The organism is Geomonas diazotrophica, from assembly GCF_018919385.1.
GTDB lineage: Bacteria > Desulfobacterota > Desulfuromonadia > Geobacterales > Geobacteraceae > Geomonas > Geomonas diazotrophica.
In genome coordinates, this window is sequence record NZ_JAHLMF010000004.1 from 176,367 (window position 1) to 199,751 (window position 23,385).

Below are 23,385 nucleotides of genomic sequence, written 5' to 3' on the forward strand. Positions count from 1 at the left end.
GTGCCGCAACATATGGAGGCCTGCCGGCGTAACGCGCGAGTTGCCATTGGCTGGGTCTCAAAAGAACCGGGATACCTTCTACCGCTAAGATAGCCGTAGGCCGTCATATGTCCCAGTTATGTCAAACATGACGGATCAGTTACGCCTGGATTTCGGCACCATCCCGACCCCCTTTCCAAATAGTCCCCTCATTTCAGATGATTTCGCTCTCGCTCTCCCTCGGGTCGTCTCTGGCGTGAAAGTTGCGAAGTCCCCTCTCAGCAGCAGACCAGTGAATTGTGATCTCACAAGGGAGAAGCTATGCAATCAGTCAGGATATCAGTCGACTTGTTTACAGCGCTCACCGGGGCACTGTTAACCATCAGTCCCATGACTTCGAGAGCGGCAGAACATGCACCAAATGCTTACGGTGAACCGTCTGCAACGTATGCCCCGGAACAAGTCTTCACCCCGGACGTCGGTGTAGCGGCCTGGAGTGATCTGTCGGTGGAAAGCGATGTCGTGAGGCACGCGAAAGAAAGGATCCCACATGGAGGTTCCGAACAAGACGATCTCTCCGGAGCGCTGCTGGAGGAAATGGTCAAAATGGACCAGGGCCAGCCTGTAAAAAGACCATGACCACTGAGCCGCAGCCGCTCCCGGAAAGGACATCATATGCGCATGGAAACTGAGACGCTCGGAAAGGGCCAAAAGCAGATACATGGAGACCGGGTGCCTAATGAAGTGAAAAGCCAGCAGGGCGGAGCCTCGCCATGGCGCCGCCCTGCGCAGGACCAGATCCGCGCTCTCCCCCCTGAGAATGAGCTCCCCCTGAGCCACGCCGATCAGCCGCGCGTGCAGCAGGAGTTGCAACTCATGACCGAGGCCAATAGCGATCTGGAGGCATTCAACGCCACCATTGCCCACGACCTCTGCTCAGCGATTACGGCCATCAGTGGCTATTGCCAGCTGCTCAGCGAGATTTGCCGGAACCAGCTCGATGACCAGGGGAAGGCATACCTCGAGTGCATCTATGATGCGACACGGGACACGAAACAGCTCATCGCGTCCTTGCTCAACTTTTCACGCGTCAGCCGCATCGAGTTGAGCCGGGAAAAAGTAAACTTGAGCGAGATGGCAAAAGTGGTGGCGAAGCAGCTGAGGCTCTCGTCACCGGCGCGGAGGGTCACCTTCCGAATCGCCCCGGGAATCAGCGTTGAAGGCGACCCTGGACTTTGTCGCAGCGTCCTGGACAACCTCATCGGCAACGCCTGGAAGCATAGCATCGGTCGTAAAACGACAGTCATAGAGTTCGGCACGATCCCAATGGCAGGGCAGACGGCCTATTTCGTCCGGGACAATGGGCCGGGATTTGACATGGCGTTTGCGGACCGGCTCTTTGTCCGTTTCCAGCGCCTGCCCGGGACCACCGCTGAGGGACACGGCATCGGCCTTGCCACCGTCGACAGAATCGTCAGACGCTACGGCGGCCGGGTCTGGGCCGAGAGCAAACCCGGGGAAGGCGCGACCTTCTTTTTCACCATGGGATGACCTGCTGACAACGGATGGTATTTGCATGACCAAGTCTCCAAAGGTCAGGTATCCCAGCTGCTACCGTTGAGACGGGAAATTCGAGCTTGAAAGGAGAGGCCATCATGTTAAAACCGCGTCGCGTTTTGAGACTTATCGCCTGCTTCGCACTGCTAAGCGCATGCCCGGCATACGCTGGTGCGCAGAACCAGGAAAGCACGGGTCAGTATGTCGACGACTCGGTGATCACGGCCAAGGTGAAGAGCGCCATATTCGGCGACCCCACGCTTAAATTGCTGCAGATAAAGGTAACAACCTACAAGGGTGTAGTTCAGTTGAGCGGGTTCGTCGATTCGAAGCAGAGTGCCGACAAGGCAGGGGAAGTCGCACGGGAGGTCAAGGGCGTCGTGTCTGTGCAAAACGACCTTATCGTGAAATAGCCGTTCATCTCGCTCGACAAAGGAAGACCTGCTCCGGCGGGTCTTCTCGGTTTTTACCACTCGAACGGGTAGCGGGCGCGCACTGCGCCGCAGGGAGGATCTCATGCTTTGGACAATTTGTCTGATTCTGATAGTTCTGTGGCTTGCGGGGATGGTTACCTCGTACACTATGGGGGGCCTGATCCATATCCTGCTGGTCATAGCCATAATCGTCTTGCTGGTGCGCGTCATCCAGGGGCGCAGGGTCCTTTGACCCATGCCGTTGACCATCGAGCCCGAGGAAAGCAGCCTGGTAAGGACCGCCACAGGGCCTATTTCGATGAAGAGTTGGAACGGCTGGCCCAGAGCGCTATGTTTCCCATGACCCTGGTGATGGCGGACGTCAACGAAACTGAAAGGTTTCAATGACGCACTGGGGCATGCAGCGGGAGACGAGCTGATAAAGATGGCGGCCCGGGTCATCAGGAGCGCCTTCCGTACCAAGGACATCGTTTCTCGGATCGGAGGAGACGAGTTTGCAGTAATCCTGCCGCAGACGGCAACCAGTGTGGCCAGGGAAACCGTCCGCCGGAGCATGAGTTGCCCGGAGGTCGCGAATGGCCAGGTGAGCATCGCCTTCGGCATAGCCACCGCAAAAGACAGGGATCAGCTTCGGGACACCTTGAAGCTCAGTGACGAGAGGATGTATCGCGAAAAGTCGGAGCAGAAACGATCGCAGCCAGAAGGCCCTGAAGACCAGGGAGGAGGGGGAACGCCATGAATGTTTTCGATTGCGCCATAAAGATGGAAGAGGACGCGAGGGGTTACTACCAGCAGCTGGCAGAGTCGGCCGGCACTGAGGAACTGAAGAATCTCTTCACCCTGCTGGCCCAGGCCGAGCAGGAACACCACGATGCCTTGGTGGAGCTGAAGGCGGGGATCAACTCAAGAAAATCGCAATTCGAGGCCTTGCGGGAGGCGGCGTGCCTCTTTAAACCCCTGCTCGCCAAGCGCGAACAGATGGCAGCGCTAAAAAAGGACCCGGACGCCTATCAGATGGTCACCCGCCAGGAGCAAAAATCGATAACATTCTACGAGGAGCTGGCTGCGCAGACAAAGGACGACGAGGCGCGCAAGATCGTTCTAAGTATCGCCGACGAGGAACGCAGGCACCTGAGCATCGTCGAAAATATCTATTCCTTCGTCGAGTCGCCCAAGAACTTCCTTGCCTGGGGCGAGTTTAGTAACATCCAGGAATACTGAGAGGTAAAAAGCCCCCTGATTCGGATTTCTCGGATTAGTACCGAAAGGCAGCCTTCGCTACAAAGCAAATATATCCATTATGACCTGGGCCCCTCCAGAGGGGCCCCCGCAATGGTGAAGCGCCAGTTTGTGGCGCTTTCTGCAACCCATTACGGATACTGTCAAATATGACAGTTTTCGCAGGCAGCAAGTCTTTGGCGAAGCACTCCCGGCACTGCATCACCCTGCAGAATCAGCCAGTTGATAACCACGCCCCGTTAAAACCAGCTGGCACGTTAGTTGCGACCTTCTCTGGGGAGGCGGTATCAAAGAGTGCTGACAACCAAGGGTGGCGGCAACCGGGCGGAAAATTGCGGAACCACCGTGCCAGAATGTTTGCAACTGGGTCATTGAGCAGGAAGTACACCAGCAGAGGTCGACAATGGAATCCGAACGGGGAAAAGAGAGACCGGACCGGACAAAGGATGAGACCCGGCGACTCCTTCATGAACTGCAGGTGCGTCAGGTGGAACTTGACGTGCAGAACGCGGAGCTGCGCCATACAAGGGATGAGCTCGAGGCGACGCTTGATAAGTTTACCGACCTCTACGATTTTGCCCCGATCGGATATTTCACCCTGGACCGCCAGGGGGCAATCCGCGCCGTTAACCTTAGTGGTGCCAGTCTCCTAGGCATCGAGCGCAGCGACCTTTTGGGAAGACTTTTCCTGGAATTTGTCCCCGCAAAGGCCCGCCCTGGCTTCTCCGAATTCCTCGGGAGGGTGTTCGACTTGCAGAAGAAGGAATCCTTGGAGACGGCGCTTAACCCGCAAGGGGATGCTCCTCTCTTTGTGCACATAGATGCCGCGCTCTGCGGTTCGGGGCTCGAGTGCCGCTGTGCCGTTTCGGACATCTCTGAGAAGAAGCAGGTCACCGACGCCCTGGCGAAGAGCGAGGAGCAGTACCGTGCCATAGTAAGCAACATAAACGAGTACGTCTACAGTGCCAGCTTCGAAAACAACGCCCTGGTGTCGACCTACCACAGTCCCAAGTGCGTCGACATCACCGGCTATTCCCCGGAGGAATACGCACGTGACCCCCACTTGTGGCTTTCCATGGTTCATGAAAATGACCGGGAACTAGTCCTTCGTTTTCTTGATGCCGTTTATGCCGGCAAAAAACCCGAGCCGATCAGGCACCGCATCCGGCACAAAAATGGCAGCGAACGGTGGATTCTGAACAGTTGTACGGTACAGAGGACGGAAAGCGAGGGGGTTGCCACGATTACACGGCTGGACGGCTTCATCCTCGACATCACCGAGTTGAAGCTCGCAGAGGAGAGCATATTTTTCCTTGCCTACCACGATCCGCTCACCGGGCTTCCCAACCGCAGCACGCTGTATAAGCGGATAACTCAGTTGATGACGGTAGCGAGGAGAACAGGCAAAGGCATAGCCTTGCTGTTTCTGGATATCGATGGTTTCAAGAAGGTAAACGACTCACTGGGCCACGATGTTGGAGACCGGGTCCTCCAGTCGGTTGCAAGGCGCCTGAAGGAATGCACGCGATACTGCGACATCGTGTCGCGGCTTGGGGGAGACGAGTTCGTCATCATGCTCTGGGATTGCGGGGCCGCGGAGGCTACAGTTGTGGCAAATAAAATCATCACTTCAGGTTTCAGCGTCCCGGAGGTCAGTGCCCCCCTTAACGCCAGCATCGGCATAAGCCTGTTCCCCCAGGACGGTACGGACTACCTCACACTGCTAAAGCACGCCGATGTCGCGATGTACCACGCCAAGAAATCCGGCGGCAAGAAGCATCAGTTCTTTACCCGCAGGTTAAACGAGCACGCCCGCGAGCGGTTCATCATGGAGGCCGATTTGCGGCACGCAGTGGAGCGAAGCGAGTTCGTGCTGTACTACCAGCCGAAGGTCGACCTCACCACCGGAAAATCCAGAAGCATGGAGGCGCTGATCCGCTGGCAGCATCCCGTCAGGGGGTTCACCCTGCCTGGCAATTTCATCGGCATAGCGGAGGAAACCGGGCTTCTTACCCCGATCAGCAAATGGACCATACGGACCGTCTGCCGGCAGCTACGCCAGTGGAGGCAGCAGGGGATCGGCCCTCTTTCTGTGGCGATAAACCTTTCAGCAACCTTCTTCCAGCAGGCAGACTGCGAGGAAATCATCGAGTCGGCCCTGTATGAAACAGGGGTGCCGCCCGAATGCCTGGAGCTGGAGCTGACCGAAGCCACCCTTATGAACGATCCGGACAGGGTCCTAGGGAGCATGGCCGCCATGAAAGCGCTTGGGGTGCAACTGTCCATCGACGATTTCGGGATGGGCTATTCCTGTCTCAATTATCTGAAGAAGCTCCCGATCGACAAGCTGAAGATCGACCAGTCCTTCATTCATAATATAGCTTTCGATACCGACAACATGGCGGTGGTTCGCGCCATCATGAGCATAGGTCGGAGCATGCAGCTCAAGGTAATAGCGGAAGGAGTGGAGAACGCCTCGCAACTCGCCTGGCTTCAGGCGGAGGGGAGCGAGGAAGCGCAGGGATTCTACTTCAGCCGCCCGATGTCGGTGAACGGGCTAACCCCTCTCCTCAAGCAGGGGGCCAACTACCTGCACAACCCGCGCGGCAAGCAGAGAATCAGGGAGTCGGAAATCCCCCGCTAGCTCCTGTCCTGCCCCCTCTTCTGCAGCATCGCGGTTAAGCGGTCGCCACTGTCCAACCGTTTTATCGACTATTATGGGCCTCGCTTTCCTCCTGGGAGCGAGGCTCCTTTTTATTCGGTGCCGCTTTCTGCCGCAACGCGTTCCGTCATATATGGCGACAAATACAACCGGATTCCGGGTGATGCCCGTTCTCCTCTTCCTCCGCCGGGTATGGATTCGCCCCCGCGGTGCCGCGATATGGCACTCGAGACAGAATGCCCCAGTAGGCAGTCGGGAAAATATTGACAGAAACGACAAATAGTACTACATAGCCGTTGGCCGTGCGACAAGACAGAGACAGTCGAATTGCTCGCACCAAACTCGCACCAAACTCGCACCAAACTTCCACCCAAAAGCCTGAATTTGGGTAATCCTTACCGGTCTGATGCGGACTCTGAAAGGCCTTTTTTCCATACCTAGCCCACAGAAAGAGGTCATTGCGATGAGTTCACGCTTGGTTGCCGTCACCTGCCCGTCGTGCGGGTTGAGCAAATCCGTCCCCTTTGACCAATGCCCGCCCGACGCGACGGTCACCAACTGTCCCAAGTGCAAAACAACCTTCGTCTTTTCCAGGGACGCAGCCTCGCTGCAAGCGCCGCCCCCCCTGGAGCAGGCCGCTCCCCCCAAGGCGGCAGGCACAACCGAGGCATCTGCTCCCCGGCAATGTCCCAAGTGCGGCTACGAGAGGAAGGAGTCCGACGCCGTCTTCGATGCCGCGTCCTGTCCCAAGTGTCACGTGGTCTATGCCAAGTGCACCGCTCCCGAGGTATCGGCAGCTGCCGCGAAAATTTCCGGCATCGTCCGCCCCGTCAACGCCGGCACCCTCATCTACCACCGCGAACACACCCTCTTCACCATCCACGCCGTGGTCGCCCTCATCTACTGGGTGGGCCTGGTCTTCGTTACCAAAGGCGCCTTTCTGTTCGCACTCCCCGCCCTCCTGGTCGCACTGCTGGTCGGCCAGTCCGCGCTGATAGCCCATCTCAAAGGGAACGGGATCAAGCTCTCCCCCACCCAGTTCCCGGACCTCTACGACCGGCACGTCCGCTGCTGCAAGGCCCTGGGGCTCGCCGACTATCCCGACGCCTACCTGATCAACGGCAGCGGTTTCCTCAACGCCTTCGCCACCAGGTTCCTGGGGAGGAACTTCGTGGTGCTGTTCTCCAACACCATCCAGGCCATGTCCGACCGTCCCGACGCCATCAACTTCTACATCGGACACGAGCTGGGACACATAAAGCAAAAGCACCTGCAGTGGGCCCCCTTTATCTGGCCGGTGAGCCTTCTTCCCCTGGTAGGCGCCGCCTACTCCCGCGCCCGCGAGTACACCTGCGACCAGTTCGGCCGGGCCTGCTGCGACAGTACCGAAAGCGCCTTGAAGGGGCTGATCGCCCTCTCCGCCGGGGAGAAGCTCTGGTCCGAGGTGAACATCGACGCCTACCTGGAGCAGACCGCGCACAGCAGCGGCTTCTGGATGTCGCTCCACGAGCTCATCTCCGACTACCCCTGGCTGGTCAAAAGGGCCGCCCGGATCAACAACCCGTTCGTCGCTCCCCCTCCGCGCAGCCTTTTCGCCTGGATCTTCGCCCTCTTCATGCCGCGCATGGGTGTAGGCGGCTCCGCCGCCGGCGTGCTCGTCACCGTGGCTATCATAGGGATCCTCGCCGCGATAGCCGTCCCCCAATTCGCAGCCTACAAGGCCAAGGCCCAAAACGCGCAGATGCGATCCATGCAGATGAACGTCCCTCCCCTGGGCAAGATGGCACCGAGGCAACCGTGAGTTCTGTTTGCGTTGAAACCACCCTAAAAAAAATGTAAAGTCCTCAGGAACCATAGAAATCGCAGTTGCTGTGGAAAAGGAGCCTGCCGTGCCTGAAGATATCCGCTGGAAACAGCGCTTCAACAATTACCTGAGGGCGTTGAAGACCTTGACAGAGGCAGTGCAGCTAGCGAATGAGCGCCAACTGACCAAGCTGGAAGAACAGGGAATGGTCCAAGGTTTCGAGTTCACCCACGAACTTGCCTGGAATGTTCTGAAAGATTATCTGAGCGAGAAAGGAATCATCGGCCTCATTGGCTCCAAGGACGCGACAAGAGAAGCATTCAAGAACGGGCTCATTGAAGATGGCACCGCGTGGATGGACATGATCAAGGCCCGCAATCTCAGCTCCCACACTTACAATCCTGAAACAGCAGAGGAGATCGTAGAAAGCGTACTTACCCGCTTTTACCCCCAGTTCGAGCTGATGGCGAAGAAGTTCACGGCGTTGGCAACAGACGAGGACGATTGATGCCCTTTGGCTTGAGCGATGACACTATCGAAAAGATCTGCGATGTCTTAAGCCATCATGCTGGCGTTAAAAAGGCAGTCCTGTACGGATCGCGGGCTAAGGGCAATTTCAAGCCTGGGTCAGACATAGACCTCACCCTTTACGGCGCACTCCTCACTACATTCGATCTCGGCTCGATTGCGGAAGAGCTTGATGACCTTTTGTTGCCCTACAAGATAGACCTCTCCCTGTTTGCCCGATTGGACCATACCGAGCTTAAGAAGCATATTGAACGGGTCGGCGTGGTGTTTTATCAACGGCCATCCTAACGTTTCCCGTACAGCCAAAGGAGTTCCCCATGCGTTACATCAATACCGACAAGATACTTGCCGCCCAGCTCACCACTCCGGCCGAAAATCCCCTCGTCGGCGACGACACGCGCCTCATCGACGTCTGGTTTGACGGCAGCGCGGTACGAAAGCAACTGTTCAAGAAGGTGCACAAGACCGAGCAGGAAGCGATGGCCCAGGAGCTCGAGAAGAGGGGTTTCATCCGCTCCGGCAACCTCCTGATCAACCCGAAAGCCGTTCTCTTCGCCGAAATGGAGCATGAGATCGTCGGCGGCCTCGTCACCATCGGCTACCAGGACAACGGCAAGCCGGTCGAGCTAAAGATGGATACCCAGGCCTTCAAGAACCTGTGCGAGCGGCTGGGGAATTAGGAGAGTCCGCTAGTCCGAAGGAACTGCAACTTTGAGGGCGTACCGTCATGAAGACACAGTACTACGCGGCGGCCAGTCTCGACGGATTCATTGCCACCGAAGACGATTCGTTGGACTGGCTTTTTCCCTTAGGCAATGTGGACGACACCAGCTATCCCGGATTTATCGCTGAGGTCGGCGCACTGGCGATGGGTTCAGCAACCTACGAATGGATGCTGCATCATGCCGACAAGGTGGCCCTCGAGACGGGGGCAGCGTGGCCGTACACCCAGCCAGTCTGGATATTTTCCAGCAGGGCGCTCCCGACCATCAAGGGAGCCAACATCCACTTCGTCCATGGCGACGTCCGGCCTGTTCATGCCGAAATGATCAAAGCGGCCGGCTCAAAGAACATCTGGATTGTAGGCGGAGGTGATTTAGCCGGTCAGTTCTACGATGCCGGGCTACTGGACGAGATAATCGTGCAAGTCGGTTCGGTCACGTTGGGAAAGGGTAAGCCGCTCTTCCCGCGTCGCTTAGTCACCCCCCCTTTGACTTTGGTATCTGTGCAGCAGTTCGGCTCAGGCTTCGCCGAGTTGCGGTACCAGGTCCCGAAGTGTGTCACATAAGGCTCTTCCTTTTACCTCACCACACTCACAGGCAAATGCCGGCTCTGTCACAGGCTGTTCCTGCGCCCATCAGATTCACACTGCCCACAGATTTAGCTTGAACAATAACATCGCATCCATTAAATTGGGCTTACCATCTTACCCAAGCATCCATCTCCCGATTAAGTTGCAGGCATCATGCGCTTACTGCTTACCATCATCTTCCTCTGCCTTGCGGTGCCTGCCCTTGCCGCAAATGATCGCCTGGTAAAGATTGAGACCAGGCCAGGGGTGTTCGTTCCCTTCTATTACATGAAACGCGAAGGAGCCAAGGCGACCGTCCTCTTGTTGACCGGAGGCAGCGGCGGCATCGCGGTAAAGAACGGCATCCCCACCTCCAACAACTTCCTGGTCAGAAGCAGGGACCTCTTCGCGGCCAACGGCTTCAACGTCGTCGTGGTCGGCAAGCCTTCCGACCACGACGATCTTGACGGAACCTTCCGAACCAGCCCGGAGCATGCCGAAGACCTGAGGCGGGTGATCGCCTTCGCGAAAGGCGATGCCGGTTCCCCCGTCTGGGTCATCGGGACCAGCATGGGGACTATTTCAGCCGCGGCACTGGCCACCGTCGCCGGCAAGGACGAGATAAACGGCATCGTGTTGACCTCCAGCGTCACCCGCAAAAAGGTTGGCGCCCTCCCCCAACAAAAGCTCGAACTGATAAAGCAGCCCGTACTGGTCGTGCATCATCAATCCGATGAGTGCAAGATCTGCGTCCCAGGCGACCTCCCCCAGATCATCCAGCAGATGAAAAACGCCCCCATCAAAAAGGAAGTCTACGTAAGCGGCGGCACCACCCCGACCGGGGACCCGTGCCAGGCGCTGCACCGGCATGGCTTCATCGGAGTAGAGAAAGAGGTCGTGGACCTTATTTCCGATTGGATCAAGAATCCAAAACCATAAGAGGCTGCAAAGGGAGTCACCTTATGATACGCCGTGAAGGAATAGCTATGGTGGATGTGAACGCATTCGATGCTGTTCAGGCGGGCTTGAACTGTGACCATCCGGAAGTCTGGCTGTTCCTACTGCGCGCCCTGAGTAAGGGACAGCCCGTCTCCCGTAAGAGCATAGCGGAGGCACTTGCGATGTCCCTACCCGACGTCGAAGTGGCGTTGGGGACTTTTGCAGATACCGTGTACGACGACAACGGAGACATAGTGGCCTGCGGCCTCTCGCTTCTTCCAACGCCGCACTCTTTTAAGGTTTGCGGCAAGGAGTTGTACACCTGGTGCGCCCTGGATGCTCTGATGTATCCCAGGGCACTGGACCAAGTGGTGCAGGTTGAATCGCGCTGCCCCGTCACGGGGAGTCGGGTTTGTTTGACGGTGGGTCCAACCGGAGTGAGCTACGTGTCACCGGCTGAAGTTGTCCTTTCCATGGTGATACCTGGAAAGAAGGGTGGCTGTTGCAATGTCCGTAGCAGTTTTTGCAGCGGGGTTCATTTCATCAGCTCAGAGGAAGCTGCCGCCACCTGGATGTCGCAACATCCTGACGCGTTCATTTTGTCAGTCCCTAAGGCATGGCAACTGGGAAATACAGTAGTGCAGCGAAGATTGGAAGGAGCCGCCGGCGTAACCGGTCACGATTGATTCTAATGCCGGCGAAGCGTTTGGGAATGAGGGGACCGGATGAAACTTAACATCACCACAACAACCATGCTTTGGCCTTTGATTGTTAGTTGCCTCCTCCTCGGCGGTTGCATCACATCCAGGGAAGAGTTCAACAAGGATCTCGACGCCATCGTCGAGAAGCCCGCGTCATTACACCAGTTGGTAACCGGCCCCGATCCCGATGGCGATATGTCAAGGCTCTACCGAGATCTGCTGCTCGATGACGCCGTACGAAAAGCCGTTTATGACGAGGCGGTGAAACAGGGGGTTAATTGGTCGACGGACAGGATGTTGGCTACTAACTGGTACAATACCCTCCATAGCCGCGGTCTCTCAAACTTGCCTCTCGCGCAGAAGCAGGCTATTCTCCGTGAAGTCAGCGGCGTGTTGAAAAGGCTGGACGACAACAGTTGCAACCCCCGCTCGTTTAAAATCGACGTAACGACCCTTCCTCCGGCGGAACGCAGGCGTTTCCTAGATTTTTTTGAATCAGCTATAAAGTTGGGAGCGACTTGCGAGGCACCCATCAAAGAGCCGAGCAAGGCTGAAATGATGGTGGCGATTGTAGCCTTAATTGCAAAGGGAAAAGAAAAGTATTCCGATCACGAGCTAGTTGAGATAATAACCCCCTTGTCAGAGCCGAAAGACGCAGTAAAGGGCGGGAAATGCAAATCCTTTGAGAAAATACTGGAGGCGCTACTTGAGCTGGACCCAAAGTATCAGCAGACTTTACTTGGCTTCATGAAGTAATCCCGCCCGACAGCAGGATCCTCGCTGAAAAGCCAGTCGGGGCCGAGCGGGACGCTGACCAGGTGGGAGAGGAACGGAAAAGCACCCCGATCCAAAGATACACCCGGGTGCCTGGAAGGCGGGTGACGCGTGTAAGATTATAAGACCATGAAAAACTTATATTCTTATGCATGTCCCCTTGGCTTGCGGCTAAAAAATCCAGTCGGGATGACGACAAAACGCCCCCGTCCAGAGATGGACGGGGGCGTCAACGTTTCGCAGCTAAAACTGTTCTTACAAGGACCTGATGCACACCGGCAGGCACCAGGGACCGCGGCCGTTGGAGGAGAGGATGCTGGCACGGATCCAGTACAGCTTGCCGGGCTCCCTGCCGGGAATGGAAATCTTCGAGGCCAGGGGAAAGTCATCTACATCTATCCATGTAGGATTTGTTGTCGGATCCTGATCGGTGATCTGTACCCGGTAGCTCTTGGCACCCGGGTACCTGATGATCTTGCCCAATAAGATCCCCGACTCCTTACCATGGCTAACCGTGAATTCCGGGGAAGGCGGAGGACCGGTAACGGTTTTCTTCACCTGCAGCGGACGAACCTTGAACCCCGCCCTCTGCAGAGCGTTGCGGTCGCTTTCGACAGCAAGTTCGACATACTTGCCGATCCTGGCCATCCGCTTCTTAGCCAACTCGTGAAACTCGTCCCTTTCCTTCACCATCGCCACATCATGGTTTTGCGCTCGGGCTATCGCGGCCTCTAAAAAATCCGCGTCCTCGCCCAACCCTTCGATCGACCTCAACCACGGTGGCCACGGCTTTAGGTTGGGGTGATCATGATTGAGCAGCATGACCTTGACGGTCCGCAGCATCTCCGCCGTCTCCTGGGGAGAAGAGCCGTATTGAGGGGCTAGCACTGTTTGCATAATTCCTCCTGGCTGGTGAAATCTCGTCTCCAGGAGAAGCATACATGAAACGAATCAAATTACAACAAACTAATTTTTTGTTTAGGCTTTCGAACAACATGCCACGCTTCGCTACCGGCCGCTGCAAAAGCCGGCCGGGTATGGATAAGGGCGGGCAATTCGCGCTGAGGCGGTCGGTCTTCTTGACCATCTTTGCCGCCCCCTTATCGGGCCCGCGAAAGAGTTGTGCAAGCATCGGCTATTTCTTTGCAAACATTGCGGATTGTTTCGCAAACTTCCCGCGAAAATTAAACTTTTCAACACACTGAAATAATATGAGTTTTAGGAAGATCGACAAAGGGTTGGTCAAAGTTGACGAATAGTTTGGCAAGGTTTCGGGAAAGTTTAACAAACTTCAGGCGAACCTATTAAAGGGTCCTGCCGAGTGGGCGAAGTCCGGCAGGATCCTTTTCAAACCTTCGCGCAGGCGTGTCGACATCCGCTGGAGGTGTATCAAAATCGGCGAATAGCGTCGCAAAGATCGCCCGCCGGTGTGAAAGGCTTATCGAATCCTGATCAAACTCTGCCCCTCGCTCGTCGACCTTCGGACGGGGTTTGGCAACATCTGCCGAAAGGTGCTCGAGGAATTTCTCCAATAAAGGTCAGCCACTTATCCGCCGAGTTGTGCGGCACCGATGCTGACTGCCCAGTCCACTCCCTCCCAATGTCCGGCCTCCAGCCAGTAAAACGTGAACCTTGCCTGTTTTCCTTCGGTTAGCGACCCGGTCGCCAGATCTGCTGAGTGAATCCCCAGCCCGGTATCGTTGGTTCGTATTTCCTGGGACGTGTTCCACTCATCAGGACTCCAGCGAATGACAGCGGGCGCCAGCGTCTCGATGCGCAGAATCTTGCCGGCTGGCAAGGAATGAATTTTGTGGTTGAAGCGCCACACCAGGCAAAAGGCCTCGGTATTTTCCGTCAGGTAACGGGCCACTGGCTGGGGCGGTATATCGAAGACCCGTCCGTCATTCAGTGAGCGGAGGAGCTTCAGGTATTCGGCGTGTGCCCAAACAAGCGGCATGGCCGAACCGGATGGCCGGCCGAAAAAAAGCTCCCGGTCCGGCAGGTCCGGCGCGTCCCAGATCTGCTCCGATAAAAGCCCGTCAGCGCTGGCAAAGGATTCTAAGGCTGCCTGAAGCCGCTTTGCCTCTTGCACCCGGCCTGCCGCCAGTTCGAAGTGGGCACGTTCGCCGGTCAGAAGCGGCCACACCCGGCCGATCCCGGTGCCATCAAAAGGTTCGCCATCTTCATGTTCGCCGTAGCCGTCACCATTGTACCGGTGCCAGATCGGGCCCTGCGGCGCCTCAACCTTGAGCAGCGCATCTACGACCTTGACCGTGTCCCGAATACGCGGGTCATCTGCTGCACGCAATCCGAATCGAACCAGTGCCAGGGCATCGGGGCTTACCAGGTGGCAGACAGGGCTTTCGGCCTGGTCCGTTGTCACGTTTTTTACAGCTATGCTCTCCAGGAACCGCGAAACACCCTCTTCTTTCACAATCGGCGCGATCCGGACGTAGTACCCAGCGACATCGTACTTGCGACACCAATCGGTGCCGCTCACGAACATCCAGCGATCAATCGATGCATGCCAGACATCGGCGGTCTCGCGCAGGTACCTTGCGATGCCAGGTTCATGGTGCAGATCGGCCAGGTCTGCCGCAGCCAGCAGCGCTGCGATTTCGGCGGCCACCGTGAACGGCGAATAGCCGGGATCTTCCTCCCACCGGTCCTGCGGGCTCACCGGTCCGTTGCGGACCAGGTAGGCGGCAGCCTGTCGCACCATCGGCCAGAACCTGGCCACGTCGGCGGTGTCCAGAGCCTTCTCGCGCCGGGCCAGGTCAACGAGCAGAACCGGCAGGGCTGTCTCGTCCATCTGGATGCCGTTCCAGTAGGGCGAACCGTCCAGCCACATGTTCTGGGCCCAGTGTCCGTCCGCCTCCTGGGTTGCCTGCAGATAGCAGAGCACACGGCGGACCTCCCCATGGGCGCCGGCAGCCAGGAGCCCCCCCGCCGACTCGGCCAAGTCGCGCGGCCAGGCGAGGTGATAGCCGCCCAGATCGTTATCCCCCTTGCTGAATCCCCACGGGATGGAAAGGCTCGCGATTATTCCGCCGGGGAAATTGAAGGCCTCGTGTGCGCGCACGACGGCCGTGCTGGTCCGGTAAAGATTTTGTCCATTGTCCGATCGGTTCTTGTCGAGTTGCAGCAGAGTCGCCTGCCACCCGCTCCACTGCCGAACATACTTCGATTGTGCTGCTTCGAAGCCGTCCTGGAGTGTTGCGCGGGCGCGGTTTCCGGCTTCAGCTGCGTTACGCCCAAACCCCAAGGCCAGCACGAATTCTCCTCCGCCAGCTTGCAGGTCGACCTCTGCCGTCAGGGCGACATTGCCGTTTTCGGCCCGCGTGTAGTCCCATGCCATCTGTTGGTGAGAGGTGATGTCCTGCCAGCCGTCTGAGAATCCAACGAAGCCCACGGAGCGCTTCATCCATGGAACTGAACAGGCTAGCGCCAGCGCATTTCCGTCCCGTTCGGCGAACAACATGGGCTGGCCTTTATACTCGCCAATCCAGGCCGTATTGCCGGCACCGTGATTGCCCAGGTGCGGCGCGAGCAGCACATAGAGTCGATAATCGGAGACCTGCCCCTTTTGGGCAACGAATCGGGTTTGTTGCAAGACGGTGTCCCGCTGCGGGTCAGCCAAAATCTTCTTCTCGATCCGGTAGCGACCAAGCCTGCACGTGTTGAACAGATGGAACGCAGGCACCCCCTTGGCCAGCCAGCGGAGTTCGCTGGTAGTGTCTCGCTTTTCCTCGGAAAGGAACTCTGCTCCGTCAGTGACGATCAACCCCATGTCGCGTACACAGGCCTGATCAATGCGAGGGTAATAGATCTCGTTAAAAATCCCGTGGCTCAGGGTAAACCAGACCCGGCTCTTGTCGCTCAGTGCGGTGCCCATACCCGACTTGGCACTGGAGGTCCAGCGCGCTGGAATTCCGGGCCAGCCCGGTGCATGTCCATCTGGCGCATCCATAACGCCTCCTGTTTCTGGGTTTCGTGCCTATTCCCCGCTAACCGCCCTGGGCGAAGTCGGGATAATCAGTCATGCCCCCATCCACGAAGACCGTGCGACCGGTCACGTAGGACGCGACGTCGGAGACCAGTACCACCACCATGCGGGCTACTTCCTCCGGATCGCCGAGCCGCCTCAAGGGAATCTTCTTAATCAAGTCATGCAGGTTCGCCGGATCGCTCCAAACGGAGCGGTTGATCGCAGTCTTGACCGCCCCGGGTGCAACCGACAACACCCGTATTCCGTGAGGAGCAGCCTCCTGGGCAAGGGTCTTGGTCAGCATGCTGATGGCAGCCTTACTGGTGGTATAGGCGCTATAGCCGGACCAGGCGATTTCTTCATGCACCGAGCTGATGTTTAGGATGACCCCGCTTTCCTGCGGCACCATCCGCTGCAGGGCTTCGCGCGCACAATAGAAGGCTCCCATCAGATTCACCTCGATCACTTCTCGCCATGTTTCAATACCGGTCTCCCATCCCAGAGCGCGACCACCATCAATGCCCGCATTGTTGACCAGTATATCAATCCCCCCCCAGGCAGCATCGATCCTTTGGAACATTTTCGCGACAGCCTCAGGGTTTGTAACGTCGGCTTTGATCGTAATGGCAACGCCGTGTTGCGACTGTATCCGTTGCGCGAGCGATTGCGCGACTTCGGGATGTGCAACGTAGTTGATCGCAACCCGCGCGCCCGCATCGGCAAGGCATAGTGAAATTGCCTCACCGATGCCGGAATTGCCGCCGGTGACAAGGGCACGCTTGCCGTCAAGCCTGATATTCATGGCACTCCTCCTCTTTGTGCAACGAATCAACCCTTCCAGCGAAAAACCCCGTATCGGTCGTGCCCAAAGTGGTAGAGCTTTGCGACCTCAACAGTGAGCCAAGCCGCCCCGGAAAACCGGTAAAAAGCTACGCCTAGAACAGCACCCAGCAATGGGCCCAACCAGTAAATCCACCAGCCATGCCAAGCGCCGGAGATCACCGCTGGGCCAAGGCTGCGGGCCGGATTAGTGCTAGTGCCGGAGATTGGCGCTTCCATGAAAACCATGGCGGCATACAAAATTGGAAATAAAGCAGGTGTGAAAGGCCGCAGTCGACGACGCCCGAGGAAGAAGAATAGCCCAACAATGAGGGCGCAAGTAGTGGCCACTTCTCCAAGCAATACCCAGAAGGCCCCGTAACCCGCACCGGGCAGGGTAGCACCGAACGCCACGCTGCGTCCCATCTCCCCCCACGCCATTAAGGGTAGCGCCCCGACCACTGCGCCGGTGAGCTGCGACAGTATATAGCCCAAAACATGACGAGCTCTCAGGGTGCCCATTAGCCAGAATGCCAGGGTGACAACCGGGTTGATGTGCGCTCCGCTTTCTTTGCCGAGCGGAGAGAGAGCAATCAGGGCACCGGTGGTGCCGAACAGAAAGCCTGTGACAAGCCGACGCCAACCTGCGCTCGGAACGAGTTGAACCATGGGGCTGTCTTGGCCAAAGGCCAGGATCACAATCGACAACCCAACTGCAACAAGCAACGCCGTGCCTATAAACTCCGCACCGAATAGCAGCCACGGAATAGGTCGATCATGCGTATCCATCCTGTTCCTTCTTTCCAGGCACATAAGGTGCGATATCGCTTTGATCTCATGCCGTCTCTGCTTTCCATCGTTAAACTTGAGTACAGGATAGCACTGGACAGGGCTATGTAAATCCGTTTTGAGACAGGGAGATGAGACAAGACAGTAGTAGGACGGTGAAACTGAGGGGGGGGAATTGAGAGGGGTCAGGTCTGGGCCCAGACCTGACCCCGGTATGCCCGGTACGCTTTTAAGACCTGGCGCGGATCAGAAACAGGGGATCAGGGCTGCGATGTTGCCGGCGCCGGCTGATTGGCCTTCAACCATGCGACGAAACGCTCCCTGTTCCTTCTCGACAAGATGCGTGAAAACTTCTCCTGGTCGTAGAGATAGAGACAGTGCCTGATCGAGGTGTAGGCGCTGAAGGTCCTCTCCGGGTTTTCCGCGAGCACGTGGTCGCGATACTCCCTGACGACCTTCAGGTTCTCGTTCAGACACCTGTGCAGTTCAGCCTTTTGCAGGGTGCTGTTTTGCTCCAATATGTCCTGGACGAAATCATCCACCTTCTCGTCGTCGAACACGAAGTCACGGAAAAAGTGCCCGGCAATGGGCAAGAAGTTGAAGGCGTTCACCGTCCTCGTGCCTGCGGTAACCGCCTGGCCCGGCGCGTCCGGTTCAATCTGCGTCACCGTCGCCTGCTGCATCAGGTCGGAGGTCGCGTTCCGGATCTCTTTAAACTCACGGTCGGCGAGCTCGAAAAGGGCGGCGAGCACGTTGATCCTGCGCTTCAGATCCACCGGGATCGACTTCTTGTACTTGATCTTGTGGTCCAGCATGCTCCAGGCGTCCTGGATCAGGGACCGAATCTGCACCTCGAAGCAGAGATCAGCCGGCGGCAGGTTCCTGGTGACATAAACCACCTCGGGGTCCAGGGCCAGGTCCATGTGCAGCCCCTTGTAGCCGAAGGAGTCTTCCGTACTCTCCACGGCGGAAGTCTTGTCGGTGACGTTTAGTATCTTGAAGTTGCGCTGCAGCAGCTCCGACACCACCGGCACCTCGTCTTCATAGAGGCAGACGATCCGCACGCCTATCAGGTCCGAGATGAAGTCCCTGATTTGGTAAGGCTGCTCGTCGGCCTCGAGTTTCCCTTGGTATTTGCGCTGGAACTTTTTTATGCACTCCTCTTTGTCCTTGACGCGCCCCTCGACCTTGGTGGTCGCCCCCGCTCCAGTCTGACTGACCAGGCTCCTGACGATGTCGACAAAGGAGTCCTTCGCCGCAATCAACAGCTTCTCGTTGGTCTCGTAGTATTTCCTGAAAAGTACTTTTTCCCGCTCAAAATCATGGGATGCCATATTTGAATTCCTTATGCCTCAAGAGCCGGAGTTCCTCCGTAGCCAGGGGTTCAGCGTCTTATCGGCTCTTGCGTATTCGCTCCTGCTCACGAATAGCACAGGCGGGCCCTTTCAAAAAGAGAATTCGGTCGAAAAGGATCGGGATCAGGCCGGGAAATGGACAAACGTTGGCGGGAAATTAAAACTGTCGGCGAAGAATTCGAAGAGCCACCTAAGGAAAAAGGAAGCGACTGGGACACTCGACTAAACGGCTCAAAAATGCCTCTCCTCAACCTCCTCCTGGGCTTTGTGGTGTTTCGCAGGGGGCTTCCAGAAGCTGGCCTGCCAGTTGTCCACCCCGTTTTCCCGCGCCACCCACGGAGGAAGACCGACCTTGAAATGCCGGGAGAGCGCGTTGACGTAGGGCTCGTACATGAGGCGCAACTCGGCAAGGTTCTGTTCCAGGACGTCCCTCTCCTTCAGCGTGTGGCCGCTGCGGCGAAGAATGTCGCAGATTTCGTCCAGCTTCGCCGACGGGAGCCGGTCAGCCCCTTGCCGCGGCTGGGTCTTGAACACGAGCGCCAGATCGACTACCGCATGGCGCGACATGGCAAAGGTGAGCTCCGCCTGGCGGTTGCAGGTTCCCTCCACCCCCGCCATGATCAGGGCGCAGGTGTCCAAAATCGCTGTAAGCGCGGTCAGCCAGGACTGGTTGTCGTGTTGGGAACGGAAATAGGCGAGCACAGGATAGGAAAGATGCCCCTCGAGAAACTCCGCGGACCAGCGCTCCCATTCGTGCAGCAGCTCGCGAAGCGATTCCGCCCCTCCGTGATGGCTGTGTCTGCGCAGCATCTCCGAAGCGGTGGGAGGTGAGCCGGCCCGGGCGTCGAGCAGGGAGATGCTCACCTCGCGTCGGGCGAAGGACTGGTTCAGAGCCGGCAGGTAGCTGATGACAAGGGCCAGGAAAGCGAACCCCATTCCCGATTCGACCACCACCAGCAGGCGTCCCAGGCTCGTTTTGGGCACCACGTCGCCGATGCCGAGGGTGAAGAAGGTGGTGCCGCTCAGGTAGAGGTCACTTATCAGTTCGGTGCCGCCGTCGCGATACAAAAGCCAGGAACCGCCCCAGTGGATGAGCGCGAAACCGGCGATCAGCACCGCCGCCCAGAGGCTCAAAAGAAGCAGCAGCGACAGCGGGCCGAAGTAGCTCAACCAGGTTTCCCGGCGCTTGGCCGGAACGAAGTTGTGGATGAGCCACGTCCAGGGACGCCAACTGCTGCGGTAGAAGACCCGCGTGATGCGGAAGCGGCGGGTCACCCGGCGCGGCAGGATGATGGTCTCGAATCCCTCCCAAAGCACCAGGAGCACCAGCACAGCCCCAAGAATCATCGCCACAATCGCCATAACCTTCCTCTCGCCCCACAGTCCGCGCTGCCGTTCACTCTCATAGCAGTATAACCCAGAACCATTGGCCACGGAGAAAATCTGAGGACTTCTGAGAAAAGCGGAAATCAAAAACAAAAAAAGAGGGGTTTCCCCCTCAAAGTGTCGTGCGGTTCTCAGATTTTCTCAGATTATCTCCGTGGCTAAGCGGTTTTTCCGTTTCGGGAGTCTACGCCACACATGCCTCCTGGCTCACCGGCAGCCTTACCTTGAAGATGGTACCGGCGCCGGGGGTACTTTCCACGGCGATCTCGCCGCTGTGCTTCCTGATGATGTCGTAACTGATCGACAGCCCAAGGCCGGTACCCTTGCCAACGTCCTTGGTGGTGAAAAAGGGTTCGAAGATCCGGTTGATGATCTCCTGGGGGATCCCCTTGCCGGTGTCGCTTACCGAGACGAAGACGTCCTCACCGTCGCTCCAGGTTCGGACCACGATCTCCCCGGAACTCTCTATGGCCTGCGAGGCGTTGATCAACAGGTTGAGAAACACCTGGTTGAGCTGCTGCGGGTAACAGCAGACTGGGGGGAGTACCCCGAACTCCCGCCTCAAGGTGGCGACGTACTTGATCTCGTTCCAGGCGATGTTGATGGTGGTCTCGAGGCATTCGTTCAGATCGACCCGCGAGTATTGAACCTGGTCCACCCGGGAGAAGTTCTTCAGGCTCTGGACAATGTGCTGCACCCGCCCTCCCCCTTCCAGGGATTCCGCAATCAGTTGTTTGCCGTCATCGAGGATGTGATCGATCTTTAGCTGCTTTCGGGTTTGGGAGAGCGCATCGGAGCCGGCGTCGTCGCCTCCTTTCCTGATGGCCTCGTCCTGGGCTGCGATGAATTCCTCCAGGCGTTGCAGGTATTTCCCGAGCGTGGACAGGTTGCTGGTGACGAACCCCATGGGGTTGTTGATCTCGTGGGCGACGCCGGCGGCAAGTTGTCCGATGGAGGCCATCTTCTCCTGCTGGGTGAGGTAGTTGTCCTTCTCCCGGTTCTTCGCCACCTCTTCCTGCACCCTGGACTCCAGGGTCAGATTCAAATCTTCGAGTTCCCGGGCACGTTCCTGCAACGCTTCCTTGGCCACGGTCAGCTCTCTCACCCGTTCCGAGATGGCGCGAGACATCATGTTGAAGGCCGCCCCCAGCCGCCCCACATCGTCTTGCCCCTCCCGCACCGGCGCCGGTGTCAGGTTGCCATTGGCAACCTCCAGGCTTGCCTTGGTGAGGGTGACCAGGTGCCGGGTCAGCCAGTACCCGAGCAGGGTCAGTATCACCGTGGAAAGAAGCACCTCGATAATGGCGATGGTCCCGCCCTGAAGCAACAGGAGGTGCCGCGCGGAAACGATCTGCGAGAGATCCAGGCCGAAGTGGAGGGTTCCCAGGGGCTGTCCCGTCTGGGCAATGGGGACCAGCACGTCGTAGCGCGGAGCCTGGGTCCCCTGGAACAACTCGAACCGTACACTGGGGGGAGGAAGGGCTTGGTCACGCCCCCAGCCGCTGGAAGCGACCCGCCTCCCTGCGCTGTCCAGGATCACGATGTACTTGACCCCGCCGGCACGCCGACTCTCGTCGATGACGGCCTGAACGGTGGCGAAATCCTGCTGTGCAAGGGGTGCGGTAAGGGCGGCAATGAGGACCGGCGACATCTGCTCGGCCTGCCACAGGGCCTGCTTGGTCATCGCACCGTGCAGAAGCCGTAAGCTGTTGAACACCATCACGAACAACATCAGAATTTCGATGCCGATGGCAAGCATCAACAGGCGCCCCCGCACCGTTGACCAGGGAGCGAGCGCTCTCATCTTTCTTCTTTTTTCAGCAGCCTTTTGACCTCGGCAGCATAGTGGTCCATACCTTCCAGTTCCCCATGGTGGAGCTTTCGGTAGCCGCCAAGCTTGTTGGTGTCGAAATAGCGTTTTCCCTCCGCCGTCTCCGCAAAGCCCCAAAGCGCTGCATTGATCGCCTTTTCACGAGCGGACCAGCGCTGGTTCAGCAGGTAGACCCTGCCGGCAAGGGGAGCGCTTTGGGCGATGATGCGCAACTGCCCTTGCACCTCCGGGCGCAGCTTCTGGAAGTTGGCCAGCGACGTGAAGCCGGCAGCGGCTTCACCGGTCAACAGTAACTGCGCCACGCTGTCCGAGGCGCTGACGAATTTCACCGGCAGCGAGGCAACGTGATTTTCGGCGAGCCAGTGCTCCCCCCAGAGGGTTACCAGCGATGCCGCGCTGAGCCCGAGGACCTTCTTCCCTTTCAGGTCCGCCGGCTTGGTTACGTCGCTGTTTCGGGGGACTATGGTGACCGCCTTGAAGTCGGCCTTGTAGGTGAGTTGCGGCAGGTAGCCGGCGTCGACTTGCAGCAGCCGCGCCTGGTGACCGGTGGTGATGGCGAGGTCGTACTTCTGGGCCAAGGCGCGCCGGGCGAATTCGTCGAAGTCGGGTGCGGTAACCACCTCCACCGGCATGTTCAGGCTCTTGCTGAGGTAAAGCCGCAACGGCTGGTACATCTCGAGAATCACCCTGGCACTGGTGTGGGGAGCTACCCCGATCACGAAAGCCCCTTGGGCAGAGGCGACCCCGGGGAAAAGCGCCAGAATCAATACCAAGCCAAAGAAACGGATTATGCTCCTCATCACTCCTCCTTGCTAACATGCCCGCTGCTTGTGATTGCCCGCTTGATGCACCACGAGAGAGACGGGACCCGGCATCTCAAACAATGCGGAAAAGCCGCTCATGTTCTTTGCTACTCGTTGACCGTATCGGTGCAGGCGGCAGAAACTTGAATGGGTTGCCGTGGAGGATGTGGGGGAATGCGGAGACAGCGAACCACTCTAATGGAAACGCCCGCTGGTCAGCACCAGCGGGCGTTTCTATGCTTTTGTCACTTCGGGCTTCACCTAAACTACCTCCGCCCACCATACGGGCCGCGCCCATAATGGCCGTAATAGTCATCGTAATAATATCCGTGGTGCCCGTAATAACCGTCCACCGGCACGATAATGCAGGCAGAGAGCAGTGAGGATAGCACCACTATTCCAACCAGGTACCGGACTCTCGTTTTCATCTCTGGACTCCTTTTCACCGGGACATGTCGTCTCTCCCTTTGATTATAAAGAGATTGAGGTGAAAAGTGGAAAAAGCC

The 23,385-nt window shown here is 57.7% G+C and carries 24 protein-coding genes; 16 read left to right on the forward strand and 8 right to left on the reverse strand.

What is annotated here, in order from left to right:
* The first annotated feature begins 300 nt into the window (after positions 1-300).
* From KOM00_RS05610 to KOM00_RS05680, 15 genes are all read left to right on the forward strand, one after another.
* The gene (locus KOM00_RS05610; RefSeq protein ID WP_216497852.1) at positions 301-618 is read left to right on the forward strand and encodes a hypothetical protein; all 318 of its coding nucleotides are present in this window, start codon (positions 301-303) and stop codon (positions 616-618) included.
* A 36-nt stretch (positions 619-654) separates the two neighbouring features.
* The gene (locus tag KOM00_RS05615) at positions 655-1,530 is read left to right on the forward strand and encodes a sensor histidine kinase (RefSeq protein ID WP_216497853.1); all 876 of its coding nucleotides are present in this window, start codon (positions 655-657) and stop codon (positions 1,528-1,530) included.
* Between the two features lie 104 nt (positions 1,531-1,634).
* Entirely contained in the window at positions 1,635-1,949 is a 315-nt protein-coding gene (locus KOM00_RS05620; RefSeq protein WP_216497854.1) for a BON domain-containing protein, read from the forward strand.
* Positions 1,950-2,052: 103 nt separating this feature from the next.
* Positions 2,053-2,202, forward strand: coding sequence for a lmo0937 family membrane protein (locus KOM00_RS05625; protein ID WP_216497855.1), 150 nt, complete (start codon positions 2,053-2,055; stop codon positions 2,200-2,202).
* 138 nt (positions 2,203-2,340) lie between these two features.
* A complete protein-coding gene (locus KOM00_RS20985) occupies positions 2,341-2,709 on the forward strand; it encodes a GGDEF domain-containing protein (RefSeq protein ID WP_216497932.1) in 369 nt (122 codons plus the stop codon).
* A complete protein-coding gene (locus KOM00_RS05635; protein WP_216497856.1) occupies positions 2,706-3,191 on the forward strand; it encodes a ferritin-like domain-containing protein in 486 nt (161 codons plus the stop codon). The genes KOM00_RS20985 and KOM00_RS05635 overlap by 4 nt, the downstream gene beginning before the upstream one ends.
* Before the next feature lie 505 nt (positions 3,192-3,696).
* Positions 3,697-5,853, forward strand: a complete 2,157-nt coding sequence (locus KOM00_RS05640; RefSeq protein WP_239027523.1) for a putative bifunctional diguanylate cyclase/phosphodiesterase — start codon at positions 3,697-3,699, stop codon at positions 5,851-5,853.
* Between the two features lie 481 nt (positions 5,854-6,334).
* Entirely contained in the window at positions 6,335-7,672 is a 1,338-nt protein-coding gene (locus tag KOM00_RS05645) for a M48 family metalloprotease (protein ID WP_216497858.1), read from the forward strand.
* An 88-nt stretch (positions 7,673-7,760) separates the two neighbouring features.
* Positions 7,761-8,183, forward strand: coding sequence for a nucleotidyltransferase substrate binding protein (locus tag KOM00_RS05650; RefSeq protein ID WP_216497859.1), 423 nt, complete (start codon positions 7,761-7,763; stop codon positions 8,181-8,183).
* Positions 8,183-8,491: a nucleotidyltransferase domain-containing protein gene (locus KOM00_RS05655; protein ID WP_216497860.1), complete on the forward strand. Its 309-nt coding sequence runs from the start codon at positions 8,183-8,185 to the stop codon at positions 8,489-8,491. The genes KOM00_RS05650 and KOM00_RS05655 overlap by 1 nt, the downstream gene beginning before the upstream one ends.
* 29 nt (positions 8,492-8,520) lie before the next feature.
* A complete protein-coding gene (locus KOM00_RS05660) occupies positions 8,521-8,883 on the forward strand; it encodes a hypothetical protein (RefSeq protein ID WP_216497861.1) in 363 nt (120 codons plus the stop codon).
* A 47-nt stretch (positions 8,884-8,930) separates the two neighbouring features.
* Positions 8,931-9,491, forward strand: coding sequence for a dihydrofolate reductase family protein (locus KOM00_RS05665; RefSeq protein WP_216497862.1), 561 nt, complete (start codon positions 8,931-8,933; stop codon positions 9,489-9,491).
* A gap of 177 nt (positions 9,492-9,668) precedes the next feature.
* Complete coding sequence (locus tag KOM00_RS05670; RefSeq protein WP_216497863.1) at positions 9,669-10,433, forward strand: alpha/beta hydrolase; 765 nt, start codon at positions 9,669-9,671, stop codon at positions 10,431-10,433.
* A gap of 23 nt (positions 10,434-10,456) precedes the next feature.
* Complete coding sequence (gene merB / locus KOM00_RS05675) at positions 10,457-11,119, forward strand: alkylmercury lyase MerB (RefSeq protein ID WP_216497864.1); 663 nt, start codon at positions 10,457-10,459, stop codon at positions 11,117-11,119.
* 39 nt (positions 11,120-11,158) lie between these two features.
* Entirely contained in the window at positions 11,159-11,890 is a 732-nt protein-coding gene (locus KOM00_RS05680; protein ID WP_216497865.1) for a hypothetical protein, read from the forward strand.
* Positions 11,891-12,163: 273 nt separating this feature from the next.
* Here the strand turns inward: KOM00_RS05680 and KOM00_RS05685 are convergent, their stop codons facing one another.
* Positions 12,164-12,805, reverse strand: coding sequence for a hypothetical protein (locus KOM00_RS05685; protein ID WP_216497866.1), 642 nt, complete (start codon positions 12,803-12,805; stop codon positions 12,164-12,166).
* 44 nt (positions 12,806-12,849) lie between these two features.
* Between KOM00_RS05685 and KOM00_RS05690 the strand changes: the two genes are divergently transcribed.
* Entirely contained in the window at positions 12,850-13,113 is a 264-nt protein-coding gene (locus KOM00_RS05690) for a hypothetical protein (protein ID WP_216497867.1), read from the forward strand.
* A gap of 341 nt (positions 13,114-13,454) precedes the next feature.
* Here KOM00_RS05690 and KOM00_RS05695 read toward each other — a convergent pair whose 3' ends face one another.
* The 7 genes from KOM00_RS05695 to KOM00_RS05725 form a co-directional block, all read right to left on the reverse strand.
* Positions 13,455-15,878, reverse strand: a complete 2,424-nt coding sequence (locus tag KOM00_RS05695; RefSeq protein WP_216497868.1) for a glucan 1,4-alpha-glucosidase — start codon at positions 15,876-15,878, stop codon at positions 13,455-13,457.
* A gap of 37 nt (positions 15,879-15,915) precedes the next feature.
* Positions 15,916-16,698, reverse strand: coding sequence for a 3-oxoacyl-ACP reductase FabG (gene fabG / locus KOM00_RS05700; RefSeq protein WP_216497869.1), 783 nt, complete (start codon positions 16,696-16,698; stop codon positions 15,916-15,918).
* Positions 16,699-16,724: 26 nt separating this feature from the next.
* Positions 16,725-17,504: an MIP/aquaporin family protein gene (locus tag KOM00_RS05705; protein WP_216497870.1), complete on the reverse strand. Its 780-nt coding sequence runs from the start codon at positions 17,502-17,504 to the stop codon at positions 16,725-16,727.
* Positions 17,505-17,764: 260 nt separating this feature from the next.
* On the reverse strand, positions 17,765-18,838 hold the full coding sequence (locus tag KOM00_RS05710) for a GTP pyrophosphokinase (protein ID WP_216497871.1): 1,074 nt from the start codon (positions 18,836-18,838) through the stop codon (positions 17,765-17,767).
* 252 nt (positions 18,839-19,090) lie between these two features.
* The gene (locus KOM00_RS05715) at positions 19,091-20,221 is read right to left on the reverse strand and encodes a potassium channel family protein (RefSeq protein ID WP_216497872.1); all 1,131 of its coding nucleotides are present in this window, start codon (positions 20,219-20,221) and stop codon (positions 19,091-19,093) included.
* Between the two features lie 208 nt (positions 20,222-20,429).
* Positions 20,430-22,049, reverse strand: coding sequence for a sensor histidine kinase (locus KOM00_RS05720; RefSeq protein ID WP_216497873.1), 1,620 nt, complete (start codon positions 22,047-22,049; stop codon positions 20,430-20,432).
* Complete coding sequence (locus tag KOM00_RS05725; protein WP_216497874.1) at positions 22,046-22,876, reverse strand: phosphate/phosphite/phosphonate ABC transporter substrate-binding protein; 831 nt, start codon at positions 22,874-22,876, stop codon at positions 22,046-22,048. The genes KOM00_RS05720 and KOM00_RS05725 overlap by 4 nt, the downstream gene beginning before the upstream one ends.
* Between the last annotated feature and the right edge of the window lie 509 nt (positions 22,877-23,385).